Origin of the sequence: Cellulomonas sp. (assembly GCF_965229465.1) — a bacterium.
Classification (GTDB): domain Bacteria; phylum Actinomycetota; class Actinomycetes; order Actinomycetales; family Cellulomonadaceae; genus Cellulomonas.
The window spans coordinates 3,945,324-3,962,292 of sequence record NZ_OZ245882.1 but is presented as its reverse complement, the minus strand read 5'-3'; the positions used below and the strand labels follow the sequence as shown (position 1 = coordinate 3,962,292).

Annotated in this window: 15 protein-coding genes; 5 read left to right on the top strand and 10 right to left on the bottom strand. The window is 73.0% G+C overall.

Going from position 1 to position 16,969, the window contains the following annotated elements:
• Positions 1-37: 37 nt before the first annotated feature.
• The 10 genes from ACO06A_RS18695 to ACO06A_RS18650 all read right to left on the bottom strand — a co-directional run bounded on the left by ACO06A_RS18695 (position 38) and on the right by ACO06A_RS18650 (position 9,383).
• Entirely contained in the window at positions 38-841 is an 804-nt protein-coding gene (locus ACO06A_RS18695; protein WP_421733690.1) for a class I SAM-dependent methyltransferase, read from the bottom strand.
• Entirely contained in the window at positions 838-1,527 is a 690-nt protein-coding gene (locus ACO06A_RS18690; RefSeq protein ID WP_421733689.1) for a lysophospholipid acyltransferase family protein, read from the bottom strand. Before ACO06A_RS18690 ends, ACO06A_RS18695 begins: the two co-directional genes overlap by 4 nt.
• The gene (cmk, locus tag ACO06A_RS18685; RefSeq protein WP_421733688.1) at positions 1,524-2,231 is read right to left on the bottom strand and encodes a (d)CMP kinase; all 708 of its coding nucleotides are present in this window, start codon (positions 2,229-2,231) and stop codon (positions 1,524-1,526) included. The genes ACO06A_RS18690 and cmk overlap by 4 nt, the downstream gene beginning before the upstream one ends.
• The gene (locus ACO06A_RS18680) at positions 2,213-3,322 is read right to left on the bottom strand and encodes a prephenate dehydrogenase (RefSeq protein ID WP_421733686.1); all 1,110 of its coding nucleotides are present in this window, start codon (positions 3,320-3,322) and stop codon (positions 2,213-2,215) included. Before ACO06A_RS18680 ends, cmk begins: the two co-directional genes overlap by 19 nt.
• On the bottom strand, positions 3,319-4,974 hold the full coding sequence (locus ACO06A_RS18675) for a pseudouridine synthase (protein WP_421733685.1): 1,656 nt from the start codon (positions 4,972-4,974) through the stop codon (positions 3,319-3,321). Before ACO06A_RS18675 ends, ACO06A_RS18680 begins: the two co-directional genes overlap by 4 nt.
• Positions 4,971-5,621 carry an SMC-Scp complex subunit ScpB gene (gene scpB / locus ACO06A_RS18670; protein ID WP_421733684.1) on the bottom strand — a complete coding sequence of 217 codons (651 nt, stop codon included), beginning with the start codon at positions 5,619-5,621 and terminating at the stop codon, positions 4,971-4,973. The genes ACO06A_RS18675 and scpB overlap by 4 nt, the downstream gene beginning before the upstream one ends.
• Entirely contained in the window at positions 5,618-6,472 is an 855-nt protein-coding gene (locus tag ACO06A_RS18665) for a segregation and condensation protein A (RefSeq protein WP_175349772.1), read from the bottom strand. The genes scpB and ACO06A_RS18665 overlap by 4 nt, the downstream gene beginning before the upstream one ends.
• 43 nt (positions 6,473-6,515) lie before the next feature.
• Positions 6,516-7,331, bottom strand: coding sequence for a ParA family protein (locus ACO06A_RS18660; protein ID WP_210768369.1), 816 nt, complete (start codon positions 7,329-7,331; stop codon positions 6,516-6,518).
• 115 nt (positions 7,332-7,446) lie between these two features.
• Positions 7,447-8,388 carry a site-specific tyrosine recombinase XerD gene (locus tag ACO06A_RS18655; protein ID WP_421733683.1) on the bottom strand — a complete coding sequence of 314 codons (942 nt, stop codon included), beginning with the start codon at positions 8,386-8,388 and terminating at the stop codon, positions 7,447-7,449.
• A gap of 2 nt (positions 8,389-8,390) precedes the next feature.
• Entirely contained in the window at positions 8,391-9,383 is a 993-nt protein-coding gene (locus ACO06A_RS18650) for a heme o synthase (RefSeq protein ID WP_421733682.1), read from the bottom strand.
• A gap of 299 nt (positions 9,384-9,682) precedes the next feature.
• Between ACO06A_RS18650 and tkt the strand changes: the two genes are divergently transcribed.
• From tkt to pgl, 5 genes are all read left to right on the top strand, one after another.
• Positions 9,683-11,857, top strand: a complete 2,175-nt coding sequence (tkt, locus tag ACO06A_RS18645; protein WP_421733681.1) for a transketolase — start codon at positions 9,683-9,685, stop codon at positions 11,855-11,857.
• Positions 11,858-11,920: 63 nt separating this feature from the next.
• A complete protein-coding gene (gene tal, locus ACO06A_RS18640; protein ID WP_421733680.1) occupies positions 11,921-13,063 on the top strand; it encodes a transaldolase in 1,143 nt (380 codons plus the stop codon).
• Positions 13,060-14,601: a glucose-6-phosphate dehydrogenase gene (gene zwf / locus ACO06A_RS18635; protein WP_421733679.1), complete on the top strand. Its 1,542-nt coding sequence runs from the start codon at positions 13,060-13,062 to the stop codon at positions 14,599-14,601. The genes tal and zwf overlap by 4 nt, the downstream gene beginning before the upstream one ends.
• The gene (locus tag ACO06A_RS18630) at positions 14,598-15,515 is read left to right on the top strand and encodes a glucose-6-phosphate dehydrogenase assembly protein OpcA (protein WP_421733678.1); all 918 of its coding nucleotides are present in this window, start codon (positions 14,598-14,600) and stop codon (positions 15,513-15,515) included. Before zwf ends, ACO06A_RS18630 begins: the two co-directional genes overlap by 4 nt.
• Positions 15,512-16,960 carry a 6-phosphogluconolactonase gene (gene pgl / locus ACO06A_RS18625; RefSeq protein ID WP_421733677.1) on the top strand — a complete coding sequence of 483 codons (1,449 nt, stop codon included), beginning with the start codon at positions 15,512-15,514 and terminating at the stop codon, positions 16,958-16,960. The genes ACO06A_RS18630 and pgl overlap by 4 nt, the downstream gene beginning before the upstream one ends.
• Positions 16,961-16,969: the final 9 nt, after the last annotated feature.

The following is a 16,969-nucleotide window of genomic DNA, read 5'->3' as shown; positions in this document are numbered from 1 at the left end:
CACCGACCGCAGGACGACTACCAGCGCGAGAGCCCGGTCACGGCCGCCAGATCGCGGCCGCCACGTCGCGCGCCCGCTCGGCGAACGGGCCCTCGCCGAGCAGCTCGCGCAGGTCCTTCTCGAAGTCCACGAGGCGGTCGCCGAACAGGTGCGGGGCGGAGCTGGACAAGGACAGGACGGCCGCGACCACGTCGTCGGTGGTCCGCTCCACCACCTCGCCGCGCGGGATCACGAGCCGCTCCGGGCCCCGGTAGCCCGCCGCGCGCATCACGTCGTCCTCGCCTCCGCGCGTCCCGTCGGGCAGGACTCCGCGCCCGGCACGGCGGACGGGACCGAGGTAGTCCACGACGAGCTGGTCGATGCGGTCCCAGGGCGGGTGCGGGAGCGGGAGATCGCTGTCGAGCCCGCGATGGGTCATCGCCGCCACGTGCACCCACGCCCCGCCGGCGTCGAGCATCGGGCGGATGCGCTCGGCCACCAGGGGCTGGTCCATCCAGTGGAAGGACTGCGCGAACACGACGGTGCGGAAGGTGCCAAGGTCGGCAGGCAGGTCCTCGGCGCGCAGCTGTCTCCACTCCACCGGTGCCGAGCCCGTGGCGCGGGCCGCCTCGGCCAGCATGTCCGGGTCCGGGTCCAGCCCGACGGACGCGGAGTACAGGGGTGCCAGCAGCAGCGTCAGCGAGCCCGGTCCGCAGCCGACGTCGAGCAGCCGGCCCGTGCCGTCCAGGCCGAGCGTGTCCCGCAGGGCGTCGGCCAGCTCCGGCGGGTACGGCAGGCGGCCGACGACGTAGTGCCGGGCGGTGCCGGCGAACAACGACCGGTCCCACTCCCACGCGGTCATCGCGGTGAGCGCTCGCGGTTCGGGTCGTCGGTGGGCAGCAGCAGGCCGGTGCGGACGACGGCGCCGTCGACCAGCTGCGCCAGCGCGACGCGGATGGCCTCGTTGGCCTGCTCCAGAGCCGCCCGACCGGACGTCCCCGCGGCGCGCTCCAGGACGAGCGGCGCCCCGAACTCGATCGCCAGCCGACGTCGCAGACCGGGGACGTGGCCCACCGACTCCCCCGTCCGACGGGTGCCGAGCACGGCCACCGGCACCACCGGCGCATGCCCGTTGAGGGCGAGCCAGGTGATCCCGGCGCGGGCGCTTGCCGCATCCCCCTTGCCACGGTTGCCCTCGGGGAACACACCGACGACGCCTCCGCGCCGCAGCACGACGAGCGCGTTGTTCAGCGCGGAGCGTCCGCCGTCGTGCTCGACGGGGATCTGGCCGGCGGCGCGCAGCACCGAGCCGACCGGACCCCAGAACATCTCCGACTTGACCAGCATGTGCGAGGGCCGGGGCGACACGCCGAGCACGATCGGGCCGTCGATGATGCCGGTGTGGTTCGCGGCGAACAGGACCGGGCCGTCGGTGGGGACCAGGTGGGAGCCGACCACCTCGGTGTTCCAGACGACATGCGCCAGGAACCGGCCGATCCAGCGCGCCCAGCGGGGGCCGCTCTCGGACGGGCCCACGGTGGTGCTCACGACCGAGGGCCGACGACCGACTCGACGACGTCGAGCACGGCCCGCACGGTCTGGTCGAGGTCGAGGTGCGAGGAGTCGACGGTGACCACCCCGTCCGCGGCCTCGTGGAACTGCACCACGGTCGAGTCGTCGGCGTCGCGGCGGAGCACCTGGTCGCGCGTCGCCTCGACGGCGGCGGCATCGTCGGAGCCGTGCACGTCGCGCGCGCGCCGCGACAGCCGCGCCTCCTCGCTCGCGGTCAGCAGCACCCGCACGTCCGCGTCCGGCGCGACGACCGTCGTGATGTCCCGTCCCTCCGCGACGATCCCCGCGCGAGCGCGTGCCTCGTCGATGGTCGCCCGCTGGAGGCGGCCGAGCTCGGCACGGACCTCCAGGTTGGTCGCCACCGCGCTGACCGCCGATGAGATCGCGGTCTCCCGGATCGCCTCGCCGACGTCGATCCCGCCGACGTGGACGGTCGGCCCTGCCGGGTCCGTCCCCATGACCAGCGGCAGCACGCGCACCTGCGCGGCCACCGCGGCGGTGTCGGTGAGCGGGATCCCCTGGTGCAGGCACCACCACGTCGCCGCGCGGTACATCGCGCCGGTGTCGAGGTACGCCAGCCCCAGCGCGCTCGCCACCCCCCGCGAGACGCTCGACTTCCCGGAACCCGAGGGCCCGTCGATCGCCACGACCATCGGCCTGCTCAACTCACCAGTCTCCATCCGCGGGCCGTCAGCTCCGCCTCGAGGTGCTCCACGCTGCCGGGCAGCACCGAGATCTCCGCCATGCCGACCGGCCGGCCGGCTGCGTGCTCGAGGTGCAGGTCCTCCAGGTTCACGCCGACCTCGCCCACCTCGGTGAGCAGCCGCGCCAGCTCCCCCGGGGCGTCGGGCACCAGCACAGTGACGACGCCGTAGGTCCGCTGCGCGCCGCCGTGCTTGCCGGGGATCCGTGCGACGCCGGCGTTCCCGTCGGCGATGGCCTGCGCCAATGTGGCGAGCGCGCCCAGCTCGACCGTCTCCGGACCGTCCGCCGCGGCGGCCTGGCGCAGCGCGTCGATGACGGTGTCGAGGTCCGTGCGCAGCTCCACCAGGACGTCGCGGACGGCCGACGCGTTCGCGGCGAGGATCGAGGTCCACAGCGCCGGGTCCGACGCCGCGAGGCGCGTGACGTCCCGCAAGCCCTGCCCGGCGAGGCCCAGCGCAGCCTCGTCGGTCGCCCGCAGGCGAGCGGCGACGAGACTCGCAGCCACCTGCGGCACGTGCGAGACCGCGGCGACCGCGGCGTCGTGCGCGTCGGCGTCCATCGTCACCGGCACCGCACCGAGGTCGACGGCGAGCGAGCGCACCGCCAGCACCGCGTCGGGGCTCGACGAGCCCGAGTCAGCGATCACCCACGGCCGCCCGAGGAACAGGTCCGGCACCGCGGCGGACGGGCCGGAGCGCTCGCGGCCCGCCATGGGGTGGGAGCCGACGTACCGGGTGAGGTCCGCGCCGGCGGCCTTGAGCTCCGCCAGCACGTAGCCCTTGACGCTCGCCACGTCGGTGACGACCGCGTCCGGGTACGCCTCGAGCTCGGCGCGCACCACGTCCGCCGTGACGTCCGGCGGCGCGGCGACCACGATGAGGGTCGGCGCGGCGTCGTCCGGGCCCGCCGGTCGGCCCGCGCCGACGTCTCGCGCGAGCGCCAGGGCCGTGCGCGACGGGTCGTGCAGCACGACGTCCACGCCGTGCGTGGCGAGCGCGAGCCCCACCGACGTGCCCAGCAGCCCGGTGCCGACGATCCGCACCGGGCCTCGCGTCGCCAGCGTCACATGCCCACCCGTGTCATCAGGGAGCCCACCTCGGTCTTCGAGAGCACGCGCGTGCGACCCGGCTTGAGGTCGCCCAGGCGGATCGGGCCGATCTGTGTGCGGACCAGCTGCGTGACCGGGTAGCCGACCTCGTCGAAGATGCGCCGCACGATGCGGTTGCGGCCCTCGTGCAGCTCGATCTCCACCAGGCTGGCCTGCGGGGTGGTCTGGACGATCTGGAACTTGTCCACCTTGGCCAGACCGTCCTCGAGCTCCACGCCCTTGATCAGCCGTGCTCCGAGCGAGGGCGTGACGCGTCCCTCCAGCTGGACCAGGTAGACCTTGGTGACGCCGTGCGACGGGTGGGACAGGCGGTTGGCCAGGTCACCGTCGTTGGTCAGCAGGATGAGGCCCTCGGTCTCGGCGTCCAGGCGGCCGACGTGGAACAGCCGCTCCTCGCGGTCGGAGACGAACTGCCCGATCGACGGTCGGCCCTCGGGGTCGTGCATGGTCGAGACCACGCCCTTGGGCTTGTTGAGGGCGATGGTGATGATCGACGAGTCCAGCTGCACGCGCATGCCGTCCACGTGGATGACCGCCGTGAGCGGGTCCACGCGCACGCCGAGCTCGAGCACCTTGTTGCCGTCGACCGTCACGCGGCCCGCCGAGATGAGGTCCTCGCACGACCGCCGCGAGCCGAGGCCCGCCGCCGCGAGCACCTTCTGCAGGCGCACGCCGTCCGGGTCGTGGACGTCGATCGTCACCTCGGGGGTGCGGCTCGGCTTCTTGGGTCGGCTCGACGCCCCGTCGGTACGAGGGCGCCCGGTCCCACCGCTGCGCGGGTAGCCGCTGCCGGTCTTGGGTCGGGGCGCGCCGCCACGCGAGGACGAGCTCGGCCCGCCGCGCGACGCCCCGCCCGTAGCCCCACGAGGGCTGCCGCCCGCTGAAGCTCCGCCGCGGTAGCCCTCGGCGCTGCCGTGCGAGTCGCCACCCCGGGAGCGTCCACCGTCGCGAGAGTCGCCACCGCGGTAGCCACCGCTGTCGCGAGAGTCACCCGCAGCACCTCGGTAGCCGCCGCTGCTGCGGGAGTCGCCACCCGAGCCACCCTGGTGGCCGCCACTGCTGCTGCGCGAGTCGCCACCCGAGCCACCCCGGTAGCCGCCACTGCTCCGCGAGTCGCCACCCGAGCCACCCTGGTAGCCGCCGCTGCTGCGCGCGTCGCCCGAACCACCCCGGTAGCCGCTGGCACGCGAGTCGCCACCCGAACCGCCGCGGTACCCGCCGTCGTCGCGCGACCCGCCGCCGCTCTGACCGCCGCGGTAGCCGCCGCCGTCACGGGAGCCGCCAGCCGCGCCCTGGCCGCCGCGGTAGCCACCGCCGTCGCGCGACCCCCCACCGGTGCCGGCCCCGCGGTACCCGTCCGAGCTGCCACCGCGCGAGCCGCCGCCGCCGCCGGTGCTGCCCCCGCGGTAGCCCTCGCCGCCGCCGGTCCCGCGGTAGCCGCCGCCACCGGAGGCGCCGGAGCTCCCACCCCGGTATCCGCCGGCGCTGCCGCCGCGGCTGGCGCCCGACCCTCCGCTGCCGCGCGGTGCGCCGGAGCCGCCGCTCCGGCTGCCGCCGGACTGACCGCCGGAGGACCCGGCGCCCCCTGACCGTCGTTCCTGCGGGCTCATCTGCTGTCTCCGATCGCCTGATCGACACCCTCGAAGGAGTCGATGTCAGGAAGGTAGGGCGCGAGCGGAGGCATCTCGTCCAGGCTGGACAGCCCCATCCGCTCCAAGAAGTATCCCGTGGTCTGGTAGAGCACCGCACCGCTGGACGGATCGGTGCCCACCTCGGCCACCAAGCCGCGCGTGGTCAGGGTGCGCACGACTCCGTCGACGTTCACGCCTCGCACGGCGGAGACCTGCCCGCGGGTCACGGGCTGGCGGTACGCGATGACGGCGAGCGTCTCGAGCGCGGCCTGCGTGAGCCGCGCGGTCTGTCCCTCCAGGACGAACCGCCCGACGACGTCCGCGTACACGGGCGCCGAGTAGACCCGCCAACCGTCGCCGGCCCGCCGCACCTCGAACCCGCGGGGCCTGCCCCCGGTCTCGCCGCGGTACTCGCGCGCCAGCTCGTCCAGGAGCGACTCGACACGGGCGGTCGGCAGCGCGAGCACGGTCGCCAGCCGGACGGCCGGGATGGGCTCGTCGGCGACCATGAGCACCGCCTCGAGCGCGGCCAGCGCGCCCCCGGGCAGGTCGTCCACGTCGAAGGCGAGCTCGTCCGCGGCGGCCGACTCCGGCTGCTCGTCCTCGGGAACCGTCTGCTCGCTCATGCGTCCTCCTCGGGTGCCCCGTCACGGGCAAGTTCTTCGTCGAGTGTCGTGTCCAGCGTGTCGAAGTCGTCGGACACCTCGATCTCGCCGTCCTCGGCGCCGGTCCACCGGACGGTCAGCTCGCCCAGCGGCGTGACCTGGTCGAATGCGACCGCGCCCTCCCGGAACAGCTCCAGCAGGGCGAGGAAGCGGGCCACCACCACCACCGTCGCGCCGGCATCGGCGGTCAGCGCTCGGAACGACATGGACCCCCCGTGCCGCAGCCGGTCCACCAGGACGGCGGCCTGCTCGCGGACGCTCACCGCGGGGGCGTGCAGGTGGCTGATGTCGACGCCGGGCGGCGCCGCCTTGGGCTGTTCGGCCTTCGCCGCCAGGGCGGCCAGCTGCTCCGGGCCGATTTGCCAGATCAGCTCGGGCAGCAGAGCGGCCAGGTGAGGCTCCAGGCTGACGAGGCGGGGGAACCGGCGGCCCTCGGTGGCGAAGCGCTCCGCCAGGTCCGCCGCGACCAGCTTGTACGCGCGGTACTGGAGCAGGCGGGCGAAGAGCAGGTCGCGGGCCTCGAGCAGCTCCAGGTCCTCCGCGTCCTCGACGTCGGCGGACGGCAGCAGCCGCGCGGCCTTGAGGTCCAGGAGCGTCGCGGCGATCACCAGGAACTCGCTGGCCTGGCCCAGGTCCCACTGCTTCTCGGCGCCCCGGATGTGGGCGATGAACTCGTCGGTGACCTGCGCCAGGGCGACCTCGGTGATGTCGAGCTTGTGCTTGGCGATCAGGCCGAGCAGCAGATCGAACGGGCCGCTGAAGTTGGTGAGGTGGACCTCGAAGGCCTGGGTGCCCACGGGCGCGGCCGACATCGACCCACCAGGTGTGGGCTGCTCAGGCGGGACCGCGCGCTCGTCAGGCGGCGTCGCCACGGGCGACGAGCTCACGTGCCAGCTGACGGTAGGCCGCCGCACCGGAGTGCGTCGGGGCGTACGTCGTGATCGGCTCGGCGGCGACGGTGGCGTCGGGGAACTTCACCGTGCGGCTGATGACCGTGTGCAGCAGGTTGTCGCCGAACGCCTCGCTGACCCGGGCGACGACCTCCCGGGCGTGCAGGGTGCGGGGGTCGTACATCGTCGCGACGATGCCGTCGACCTCGAGCCGCGGGTTGAGCCGGTCGCGCACCTTCTCGATGGTCTCCACGAGCAGCGCGACACCGCGCAGGGCGAAGAACTCGCACTCCAGCGGGATGAGCACGCCGTGCGCGGCGGTGAGGGCGTTGACCGTCAGCAGGCCGAGGGACGGCTGGCAGTCGATCATCACGACGTCGTAGTCGTCGAGGATCGGGCGCAGCACCCGGGCCAGCACGGACTCGCGCGCCACCTCGCCGACCAGCTGGACCTCGGCGGCCGACAGGTCGATGTTGGCGGGCAGCAGGTCCAGGCCGGGCGTGGCCGTGTGCTGGATGATCGAGCGGATGTCCGCGTCCCGCTCCATGAGCAGGTTGTAGACCGTGCGATCGAGCTCGTGCGGGCTGATCCCGAGGCCGACGGACGCGGCGCCCTGCGGGTCGAAGTCGACGATGAGCACCTTGCGGCCGTACTCGGCCAGCGCGGCGGCCAGGTTGATGGTGGTCGTCGTCTTGCCGACGCCACCCTTCTGGTTGCACAACGCGATCACGCGAGCGGGACCGTGCGACGCGAGCGGCGGAGGCTCGGGGAACACGGGCATCGGCCGCCCGACGGCGTCGAGCTGCGGGTCGGTCGTCTGCTGGCTCACCACGCGGGACAACCTACCGGAGCACGGCCGCCGATGACCGCGCGACAGTCCGACGCACCCGAGACGCTCATCGAGCCCGCGGGTGCGACGCCGCGTAGACCTCCCGCAGCGTGTCCGCCGTGACCATCGTGTAGATCTGCGTCGTCGTCACCGAGGCGTGACCGAGCAGCTCCTGGACCACCCGCACGTCCGCTCCCCCGGCCAGGAGGTGCGTGGCGAACGAGTGCCGCAGGGTGTGCGGCGAGATGTGCTCAGCACCCGCCAGGCCCGCGCGCTGCGCGGCCACCCGCAGCACCGCCCACGCGCTCTGCCGGCTGAGACGGGCACCCCGCGTGTTGAGGAAGACCCCCGGGGACCCGCCCCTGCTCCCCACGGCCAGCGCCGGGCGCGACCGGACGAGGTACGCCTCGACGGCGTCGAGCGCGAACGAGCCCAGCGGCACCACACGCTCCTTGCTGCCCTTGCCGAACAGCCGGACGGACGCGCGCCCGGGGGTCCGGTCGAGGTCGTCGACGTCCAGGCCGACGGCCTCCGAGATGCGCGCACCGGTCCCGTAGACCAGCTCGAGGAGCGCCCGGTCGCGCAGCGGCACCGGGCCGTCGCCGAGCCCGGCGGCGTCCAGCAGGCGCTCGACGTCGCCCACGGAGATCGCCTTCGGCAGGCGCTTCGGCTGGGCCGGGGGCTTCACGGCCCGGGCGGGGTCGAGGCCGGTGACTCCGTCGAGCAGCAGGAACTTGTGCCAGCCGCGGACCGCCACGACGATCCGGGCCGCCGACGAGGCCGACAGCGCGGTACGCCCGTCGGAACCCGTGCGGACGGCGAGCAGGAAGTCCTCGACGTCCAGCTCGGCGACCTCGGCCGGTTCGCGGTACCCGCGCGACTCGAGGAAGGCCGTGTACCGGGTCAGGTCACGGCGGTAGGCCAGCAGCGTGTTGGTCGACAGACCTCGCTCGACGGTGAGGTGGGCGAGGTAGAGCTCCAGCGCCGAGTCTATCGCGGTGGCAGTCACGCTCAGAGGGGCAGGAACACGTCCACCGCGATCGCGACGGACAGCAGCGTGAGGTAGGTGATCGACGCGTGGAACACGCGCATCGCATGGAGCTTGCCCGACTCCGGGTGCTCCGCGCGCCGCAGCAGGCCGATGCACGACCAGAGGAACCACAGCCCGAGACCGAGGGCGACGACTCCGTACACCCAGGTCATGCCCTGCACGGGAACCAGCAGGAGCGAGCAGGCGATCATCGCGATGGTGTAGGCGATCATCTCGCGCGCGACCCGAGTGTCCTTGGCCACCACCGGGAGCATCGGGACGCCCGCCGCGGCATAGTCCTTGCGGAACTTCATGGACAGCGGCCAGTAGTGCGGCGGCGTCCAGAAGAAGATGACCCCGAACAGCAGCGCGGCCGTCCACGAGACGCCACCGGTGACCGCGGACCAGCCGATGAGCACGGGCATGCACCCGGCCGCACCGCCCCACACGATGTTCTGCGGCGTGCGGCGCTTGAGGATCATGGTGTAGCCGACGACGTAGATGAGGATCGCCGCGGCGGTGAGCCAGGCCGACGCCGGGTTCACCATGACGGCCAGCCACGTGAGCGAGAGGACGCCCAGCGCGATCCCGAAGATCAGCGCCGCCCGGGGCGAGACCTCGCCGGTGACGATCGGCCGCCGCTTGGTGCGGTTCATGATCTTGTCGATGTCGCGGTCGAGGTAGCAGTTCAGCACGTTGGCCGAGCCCGCCGCGGCGGCACCGCCGACGAGCGTCGCGACGACGAGCCCGAACCCGGGGAACCCGCCCTGAGCCAGGATCATCGTCGGCAGGGTGGTGACGAGGAGCAGCTCGATCACGCGGGGCTTGGTCAGCGCGACGTAGGGTCCGACGGCCCTGCGCACCCGGGCGAACGGGCCGCTCGGTGCGACGGTGACGACGGTGTCAGCAGGCCCCGGGGTCGACGCGGAGGACGCTCCGGCGTCGTCGACTGACAGGGGGCTGCTGAGGCGCACGCGCTGCGGGTCCGTTCGTGTTCCAGGCGGGGATGGGTCGCGCAGCCATGCTACGGCCTGTGCCTGCGCAGGGGCGCGACGCAGGCGAGGGATCGCCGCAACGGCCGGTGTGACATCGGTCGCTCGGCCGGGAGATGGTCACGCCCGGCAGCCTCACCCTGGTGCGCTATAAGGTCGGAACGCACGGTCCGACGACCGCCGCGACGGCGCGACGTCCCACCCTGCCCGGCATCCCGACGCGGATGTCGATCTCGTTCGACACGACACCCGGCCCCCTGCTCGGGTGGAAATGAGGTGCGGTGAACGCGAAGGCTCCCTTGGCCCAGACGGTCGGTTGGACCGACGTCGACCTGCGGGCGGTGGACACCGTGCGTGTCCTGGCCGCCGACGCGGTCGAGAAGGTCGGCAACGGCCACCCCGGGACGGCGATCAGCCTCGCTCCCGCGGCCTACCTGCTCTACCAGAACGTGCTGCGGCACGACCCGGCCGACCCGCACTGGCTCGGCCGCGACAGGTTCGTCCTGTCCGCCGGCCACTCGAGCCTGACCCAGTACATCCAGCTGTACCTCGCCGGCTTCGGCCTGGAGCTCGAGGACCTGGAGGCGCTGCGCACCTGGGGTTCGAAGACCCCGGGTCACCCGGAGTACAAGCACACCACCGGCGTGGAGATCACCACCGGTCCGCTCGGCCAGGGCCTAGCCTCGGCCGTCGGCTTCGCCATGGCGGCCCGGCGCGAGCGCGGCCTGCTCGACCCCGAGGCGGCGCCGGGCACCAGCCCGTTCGACCACTTCGTCTACGTGATCGCGTCCGACGGTGACCTCCAGGAGGGCGTGACCTCCGAGGCGTCGTCGATCGCAGGCACGCAGGAGCTGGGCAACCTCATCGTGGTGTGGGACGACAACCACATCTCGATCGAGGGCGACACCGAGATCGCGTTCACCGAGGACGTCGTCGCGCGCTACGCGGCGTACGGCTGGCACGTGCAGTTCGTGGACTGGACCGGTGGCCCGGACGGCTACCAGGAGGACATCGACGCCCTGCACGCGGCGATCGAGGCCGCGAAGGCGGTCACCGACCGCCCGTCGTTCATCGGGCTGCGCACCCTCATCGCCTGGCCCACGCCGACCAAGACCAACGACCACTCGTCGCACGGCTCCAAGCTGGGCGGCGACGCCATCAAGGGCCTCAAGGAGCTGCTCGGCTTCGACCCGGACAAGACGTTCGAGGTCGACCCCGAGGTCATCGCGCACACCCGTGGGCTCTCGGCGCGCACGGCGCCGGTCAAGGCCGAGTGGCAGAGCGCGTTCGACGCGTGGCGCACCGCCAACCCCGAGAACGCGGCGCTCCTGGACCGGCTGGTCGCGGGAGACCTGCCCGACGGCTGGTCCGACTCGCTCCCCGTCTTCCCCGCCGGCAAGGCCGTCGCCACGCGCGCGGCCTCCGGTGAGGTGCTCAGCGCGCTGGCCCCCGTGCTGCCGGAGCTCTGGGGCGGCTCGGCCGACCTGGCCGGCTCCAACAACACGACCATGAAGGGCGAGCCGTCCTTCATCCCCGCCAAGCGCTCGACGCACGAGTTCGCGGGCGACGAGTTCGGCCGCACGCTGCACTTCGGCATCCGCGAGCACGCCATGGGCGCGATCCTGTCGGGCATCCGCCTGCACGGCCTGACCCGGCCGTACGGCGGGACGTTCTTCACGTTCAGCGACTACATGCGCGGCTCGGTCCGCCTGGCCTCCCTCATGGGAGTCCCGGCGATCTACGTGTGGACGCACGACTCCATCGGTCTGGGCGAGGACGGCCCGACGCACCAGCCGATCGAGCACCTCGCCGCCGTCCGCGCCATCCCCGGGCTGACCATCGTGCGGCCGGCTGACGCCAACGAGACCGCGGCGGCCTGGGGGGCGATCCTCGCGCACACCGACGGGCCGGTCGGTCTCATCCTCACGCGCCAGAACGTCCCCACGTTCCCCCGGGGCGAGGACGGGTTCGCGACGACCGACGGTGTTGCGCGCGGCGCCTACGTACTGCTCGAGGCGAGCTCCGGCACGCCGGACGTGATCCTCATCGGCACCGGGTCCGAGGTCCAGCTCGCCGTCGCGGCGCGCGAGACCCTCGAGGCCGCCGGCGTGGCCACCCGCGTGGTGTCCGCCCCGTCGCTCGAGTGGTTCGCCGAGCAGGACGAGGACTACCGCCAGTCGGTGCTGCCCTCGTCGGTGAAGGCGCGCGTCTCGGTCGAGGCCGGCATCGCGTTGTCGTGGCACAAGCTCGTCGGCGACGCCGGCCGCTCGGTCTCGATCGAGCACTACGGAGCGTCGGCCGACGCCGACACGCTCTTCCGCGAGTTCGGGTTCACGCCCGAGGCGGTCGTCGCGGCGGCGCACGAGTCGATCGCGGCAGCACGCGGTGGCGAGGGCCCCGCGAGCAGCGCCGGTCTGCCCACGAACGTGGGGCTGACGGGCGACCAGCAGGTCTGAGTCTGAACGGGCCCGCCGGCCCCGGTCACGACCGGGGCCGGCGAGCGGGAGAAGGGGATCGACATGGCACCGAGCAGCACCCCTCTGGCACGGCTGGCTGAGGCCGGCGTCGCGATCTGGCTCGACGACCTCTCGCGCGAACGCCTGCGCACGGGGAACCTCGCCGACCTGGTGGCGGACAAGGGCGTGGTCGGGGTGACCACGAACCCGTCCATCTTCGCCAGCGCGCTCTCGAAGGGCGACGCCTACGACGAGCAGCTGCGCGAGCTCGCCGCGGACGGTGCCGACGTCGACGCGGCGGTCTTCCGGATCACCACCGACGACGTCCGGCAGGCGGCCGACGTCCTGCGGCCCGTCTACGACGCCACGGACGGCGTGGACGGTCGCGTGTCGATCGAGGTCGACCCCCGTCTGGCCAAGGACACCGACGGGACGATCGCGTCGGCGAAGTCGCTGTGGTCGACCGTCGACCGCCCGAACGTCTTCATCAAGATCCCGGCCACGCTGGAAGGGCTGCAGGCCATCACCGCGGTGCTCGCCGAGGGGATCAGCGTGAACGTCACCCTGATCTTCTCGCTCGAGCGCTACGGCGCGGTCCTCGACGCGTTCCAGAGCGGCCTGGAGAAGGCTCAGGCGAACGGGCACGACCTGGCGCCCATCGCCTCGGTGGCCTCGTTCTTCGTCTCGCGGGTCGACGCGGCCATCGACCCCCGGCTCGACGCGATCGGCACCCCCCAGGCTGCGGCCCTGCGCGGCAAGGCGGCGATCGCGAACGCCCGGCTCGCCTACGACCTCTACCGGGAGGTCGTCGCGGCCGACCGCTGGGCCGCGCTCGCCAGCGCCGGGGCGCACCCGCAGCGACCGCTCTGGGCCTCGACGGGCGTCAAGGACAAGGCGTACCCCGACACGCTCTACGTCGACGAGCTGGTCGTGGCCGGCGTCGTCAACACGATGCCCGAGGCCACGCTCAACGCGGTCGCGGACCACGGCGGCGACGCCCACGACACGGTCACCGGAACGCACCAGGGATCGGAGTCCGTCATCGCCGGGCTGCGGGACCTGGGGATCGACATCGACGAGGTCACCCAGCAGCTGGAGGTCGAGGGCGTGGACAAGTTCATCGCGAGCTGGGGTGATCTCCTGGGCACCGTCTCGGACGGCCTCACGGGTGCCGCACAGCAGAACGAGGCCGGGGTCGCCAGGTGAGCCCGAGCAAGGTGTCCGCGGGCCACAACCCGCTGCGCGACCCGCGTGACCGCCGGCTCCCCCGGATCGCCGGCCCGTGCGGCCTCGTGATCTTCGGTGTCACGGGCGACCTCGCGCGCAAGAAGCTGATGCCGGCGGTGTACGACCTGACCAACCGCGGCCTGCTCCCGCCCGGCTTCGCGCTGACGGGGTTCGCTCGCCGCGACTGGGCGACGCAGGACTTCGCGCAGATCGTCCACGACTCGGTCAAGGAGTACGCGCGCACGCCGTTCCGTGAGGCCACCTGGCGCCAGCTGTCCGAGGGCATCCGGTTCGTCCAGGGCACCTTCGACGACGACGACGCGTTCGACCGGCTGCGCGACACGGTCGAGGAGCTCGACGTGTCCCGCGGCACGGGCGGCAACCACGCGTTCTACCTCTCGGTCCCGCCCAGCTCGTTCCCGGTGGTCTGCAAGCAGCTCGCCCGCTCGGGCCTCTCACAGCCGGAGGACGGCACCTGGCGACGCGTCGTCATCGAGAAGCCGTTCGGGCACGACCTGGCCAGCGCCCGCGAGCTCAACGAGATCGTGTCGGACGTCTTCCGGCCCGACGACATCTTCCGGATCGACCACTACCTGGGCAAGGAGACGGTGCAGAACCTGCTGGCCCTGCGCTTCGCCAACCAGCTGTACGAGCCCATCTGGAACGCCAACTACGTCGACCACGTCCAGATCACCATGGCCGAGGACATCGGCATCGGCGGCCGGGCCGGGTACTACGACGGCATCGGCGCCGCCCGGGACGTCATCCAGAACCACCTCATGCAGCTCCTCGCGCTGACCGCGATGGAGGAGCCCGCGTCGTTCGAGGCCGAGGGCCTGCGGGCGGAGAAGATCAAGGTCCTCTCCGCGGTCAAGCTCCCGCGCGACATCGGCAAGCACACCGCGCGCGGGCAGTACGCGGCCGGGTGGCAGGGCGGCGAGAAGGTCGTCGGCTACCTCGAGGAGGAGGGCTTCAACCCGGAGTCCACCACCGAGACGTTCGCCGCGATCCGCGTCGACATCGACAACCGCCGCTGGGCCGGGGTGCCGTTCTACCTGCGCACCGGCAAGCGCCTGGGCCGTCGCGTCACGGAGATCGCCGTCGTGTTCAAGCGCGCCCCGCACCTCCCGTTCGAGTCGACCGCCACGGAGGAGCTGGGCAAGAACGCCCTGGTCATCCGCGTGCAGCCCGACGAGGGCGTGACGCTGCGGTTCGGCGCCAAGGTGCCCGGCACGGCCATGGAGGTGCGCGACGTGACCATGGACTTCGGGTACGGGCACGCGTTCACCGAGTCCTCGCCGGAGGCTTACGAGCGGCTCATCCTCGACGTCCTGCTGGGCGACCCGCCGCTGTTCCCGCGGCACGAGGAGGTCGAGCTGTCCTGGAAGGTGCTCGACCCGATCACCGCCTACTGGGCCAAGCAGGGCAAGCCCGACGAGTACCGGTCCGGCACCTGGGGACCGGAGTCGGCGGACAAGATGATGGCGCGCGACGGACGAGCCTGGAGGCGGCCATGATCATCGAGATGCCCGGGACGACCACCAGGGACATCAACAAGCGACTCCTCAAGGAGCGCGACGAGGGCGGCGCGATCGCCCTCGGTCGCGTGCTGACCCTCATCATCCCCGTGGGCGACCACGACCCCGACGAGGCGATCGACGCGGCCAACGACGCCAGCCGCGAGCATCCCTGCCGCGTCATCGTCATCGCCAACGACACCAAGGACCGCACGTCCAACCTGGACGCGCAGATCCGGCTCGGCGGCGACGCCGGGGCCAGCGAGGTCCTCGTGCTGCGCCCGTCCGGCCAGCTGGAGCGTCACCTGGACACCCTGGTCATCCCGCTGCTGCTCCCGGATGCGCCGATCGTCGCGTGGTGGCCGTACGAGATCCCCGACAACGTCGCCGAGCACCCCATCGGCAGGATGGCCGCACGGCGGATCACCGACTCGACGCAGGTCACCCGCCCGAACGCGGCGCTGCGCAAGCTGGCCGCCGAGCACGCGCCGGGCAACACGGACCTGGCCTGGACGCGGGCGACGCTCTGGCGCGGGCTCATCGCGGCGACGCTCGACCAGCCGCCGTTCGAGCCCGTGCACAAGGCCGTCGTCGTCGGTGAGAGCACGCACCCGTCCGTCGACCTCATGGCCGCGTGGCTCGCGTACGCGCTGCGCTGCCCGGTGGAGATCGAGCGGGTCAAGGGCGCCCCCGCGATCACCCAGGTGCGCCTCGAGCGGACCTCGGGGGACATCGTGCTCGACCGACCGGACGGCAAGACGGCGGCTCTGCGCCAGCCCGACCAGCCCGAGCACCGGATCGCGCTGCCCATCCGCCAGCTGCGGGAGTGCCTGGCGGAGGAGCTGCGCCGGCTCGACGCGGACGAGGTCTACGGCGAGGTGCTGCAGAAGGGCCTCGCGAGGATCGACGCGTGAACCGCGACGTGGTGGTCCACCCGGACGCCCGGGTGCTGGCCGAGTCCGTCGCTGCGCGGCTGCTCACGCACCTGATCGACGTGCAGTCGCACCGCTCCCCCGTCCACGTGGTCCTCACCGGCGGGACGGTCGGCATCGCGTCCCTCGCGGCCGTCGCCGCCAGCCCGGTGCGCGACGCGGTCGACTGGTCGGGCGTGCACCTGTGGTGGGGTGACGAGCGCTTCCTGCCCGAGGGCGACCCCGACCGCAACGAGACCCAGGCGCGCGACGCCCTCCTCGACGCGCTGGGCGACGCTCTGCCGGCCGAGAACGTGCATCCGATGCCGGCGCACGGCGACGACGTCTCGACGCCCGAGGCGTCCGCCGAGGCCTACGCGGCGGAGCTCGCCGAGGCCGGCTCCCCGGCGTTCGACGTAGTGCTCCTCGGCATGGGACCGGACGGGCACGTCGCCTCGCTGTTCCCCGGCCACGAGGCGGTCGAGGTCACCGGCCGCGCCACGGTCGGCGTGCACGGCTCCCCCAAGCCACCCCCGGAGCGGGTCTCCCTCACGTTCGACGCGATCCGCTCGGCCCGCGAGGTCTGGGTGGTGGCGTCCGGTGCGGAGAAGGCCGACGCCGTGGCCTCGGCGCTCCGCGGTGCCCCGGTCGCGACGACTCCGGCGGCCGGTGCCCTGGGCACCGAGCGGACGCTCTGGCTCGTCGACATCGCCGCCACCGAGCGCCTCGGCACACCGTCAGCGATCTCCACCACGGCCGCGGCCTTCCCCCCGGCACCGCAGGCGGCGGGCGAGCTCTGGACACAGGTCGACCACTACTTCGCCGCCCTGACGCCCGAGGATGTCGCCCTGGTCGAGACGCGGCACGCGGCCGCCGCCGGCGGACTGCCCGACATCGCCGTCGCGCCCAACCAGGGCAAGCTCCTGCACCTGCTCGCCCAGACGGCCGGGGCCCGACGCATCCTCGAGATCGGCACGCTCGGCGGCTACAGCACCCTGTGGCTCGCCCGGGCACTGCCGACGGACGGCCGGCTCACCACGCTGGAGATCGACCCCGAGCATGCGCGCGTCGCCACCGACTCGCTCACGCGGGCCGGCGTCGACGCGCTGGTGGACGTCCTCGTGGGACCGGCCTCGGACACGCTGGACGGGTTGATCGCGGACGGCACCGACCCGTACGACCTCGTGTTCATCGACGCCGACAAGCAGTCGATCCCGCGCTACCTCGAGCAGACCCTGTCCCTCACCCGGCCCGGCTCCGTGGTGATCGTCGACAACGTCGTCCGCGGCGGCGCCGTCCTGGACGCGGACCACACCGACGAGCGGGTGCAGGGCGTCCGCCGGATGGTCGAGCTGCTCACCGACCACCCGCGGTACGACGCCACGGTCGTGCAGACGGTCGGCAGCAAGGGCTACGACGGCTTCGCGCTCCTGCGCGTCCGCGGCTAGGGCGGTCTT

Excerpts from the sequence above, each read along its gene's own strand:
- ACO06A_RS18695 (WP_421733690.1), bottom strand. The coding sequence starts at position 841 with ATGACCGCGTGGGAGTGGGACCGGTCGTTGTTCGCCGGCACCGCCCGG.
- tal (WP_421733680.1), top strand. The coding sequence starts at position 11,921 with ATGGCACCGAGCAGCACCCCTCTGGCACGGCTGGCTGAGGCCGGCGTC.
- cmk (WP_421733688.1), bottom strand. The coding sequence starts at position 2,231 with ATGGAGACTGGTGAGTTGAGCAGGCCGATGGTCGTGGCGATCGACGGG.
- ACO06A_RS18665 (WP_175349772.1), bottom strand. The coding sequence starts at position 6,472 with ATGTCGGCCGCGCCCGTGGGCACCCAGGCCTTCGAGGTCCACCTCACC.
- ACO06A_RS18675 (WP_421733685.1), bottom strand. The coding sequence starts at position 4,974 with ATGAGCCCGCAGGAACGACGGTCAGGGGGCGCCGGGTCCTCCGGCGGT.
- ACO06A_RS18660 (WP_210768369.1), bottom strand. The coding sequence starts at position 7,331 with ATGCCCGTGTTCCCCGAGCCTCCGCCGCTCGCGTCGCACGGTCCCGCT.
- scpB (WP_421733684.1), bottom strand. The coding sequence starts at position 5,621 with ATGAGCGAGCAGACGGTTCCCGAGGACGAGCAGCCGGAGTCGGCCGCC.
- ACO06A_RS18630 (WP_421733678.1), top strand. The coding sequence starts at position 14,598 with ATGATCATCGAGATGCCCGGGACGACCACCAGGGACATCAACAAGCGA.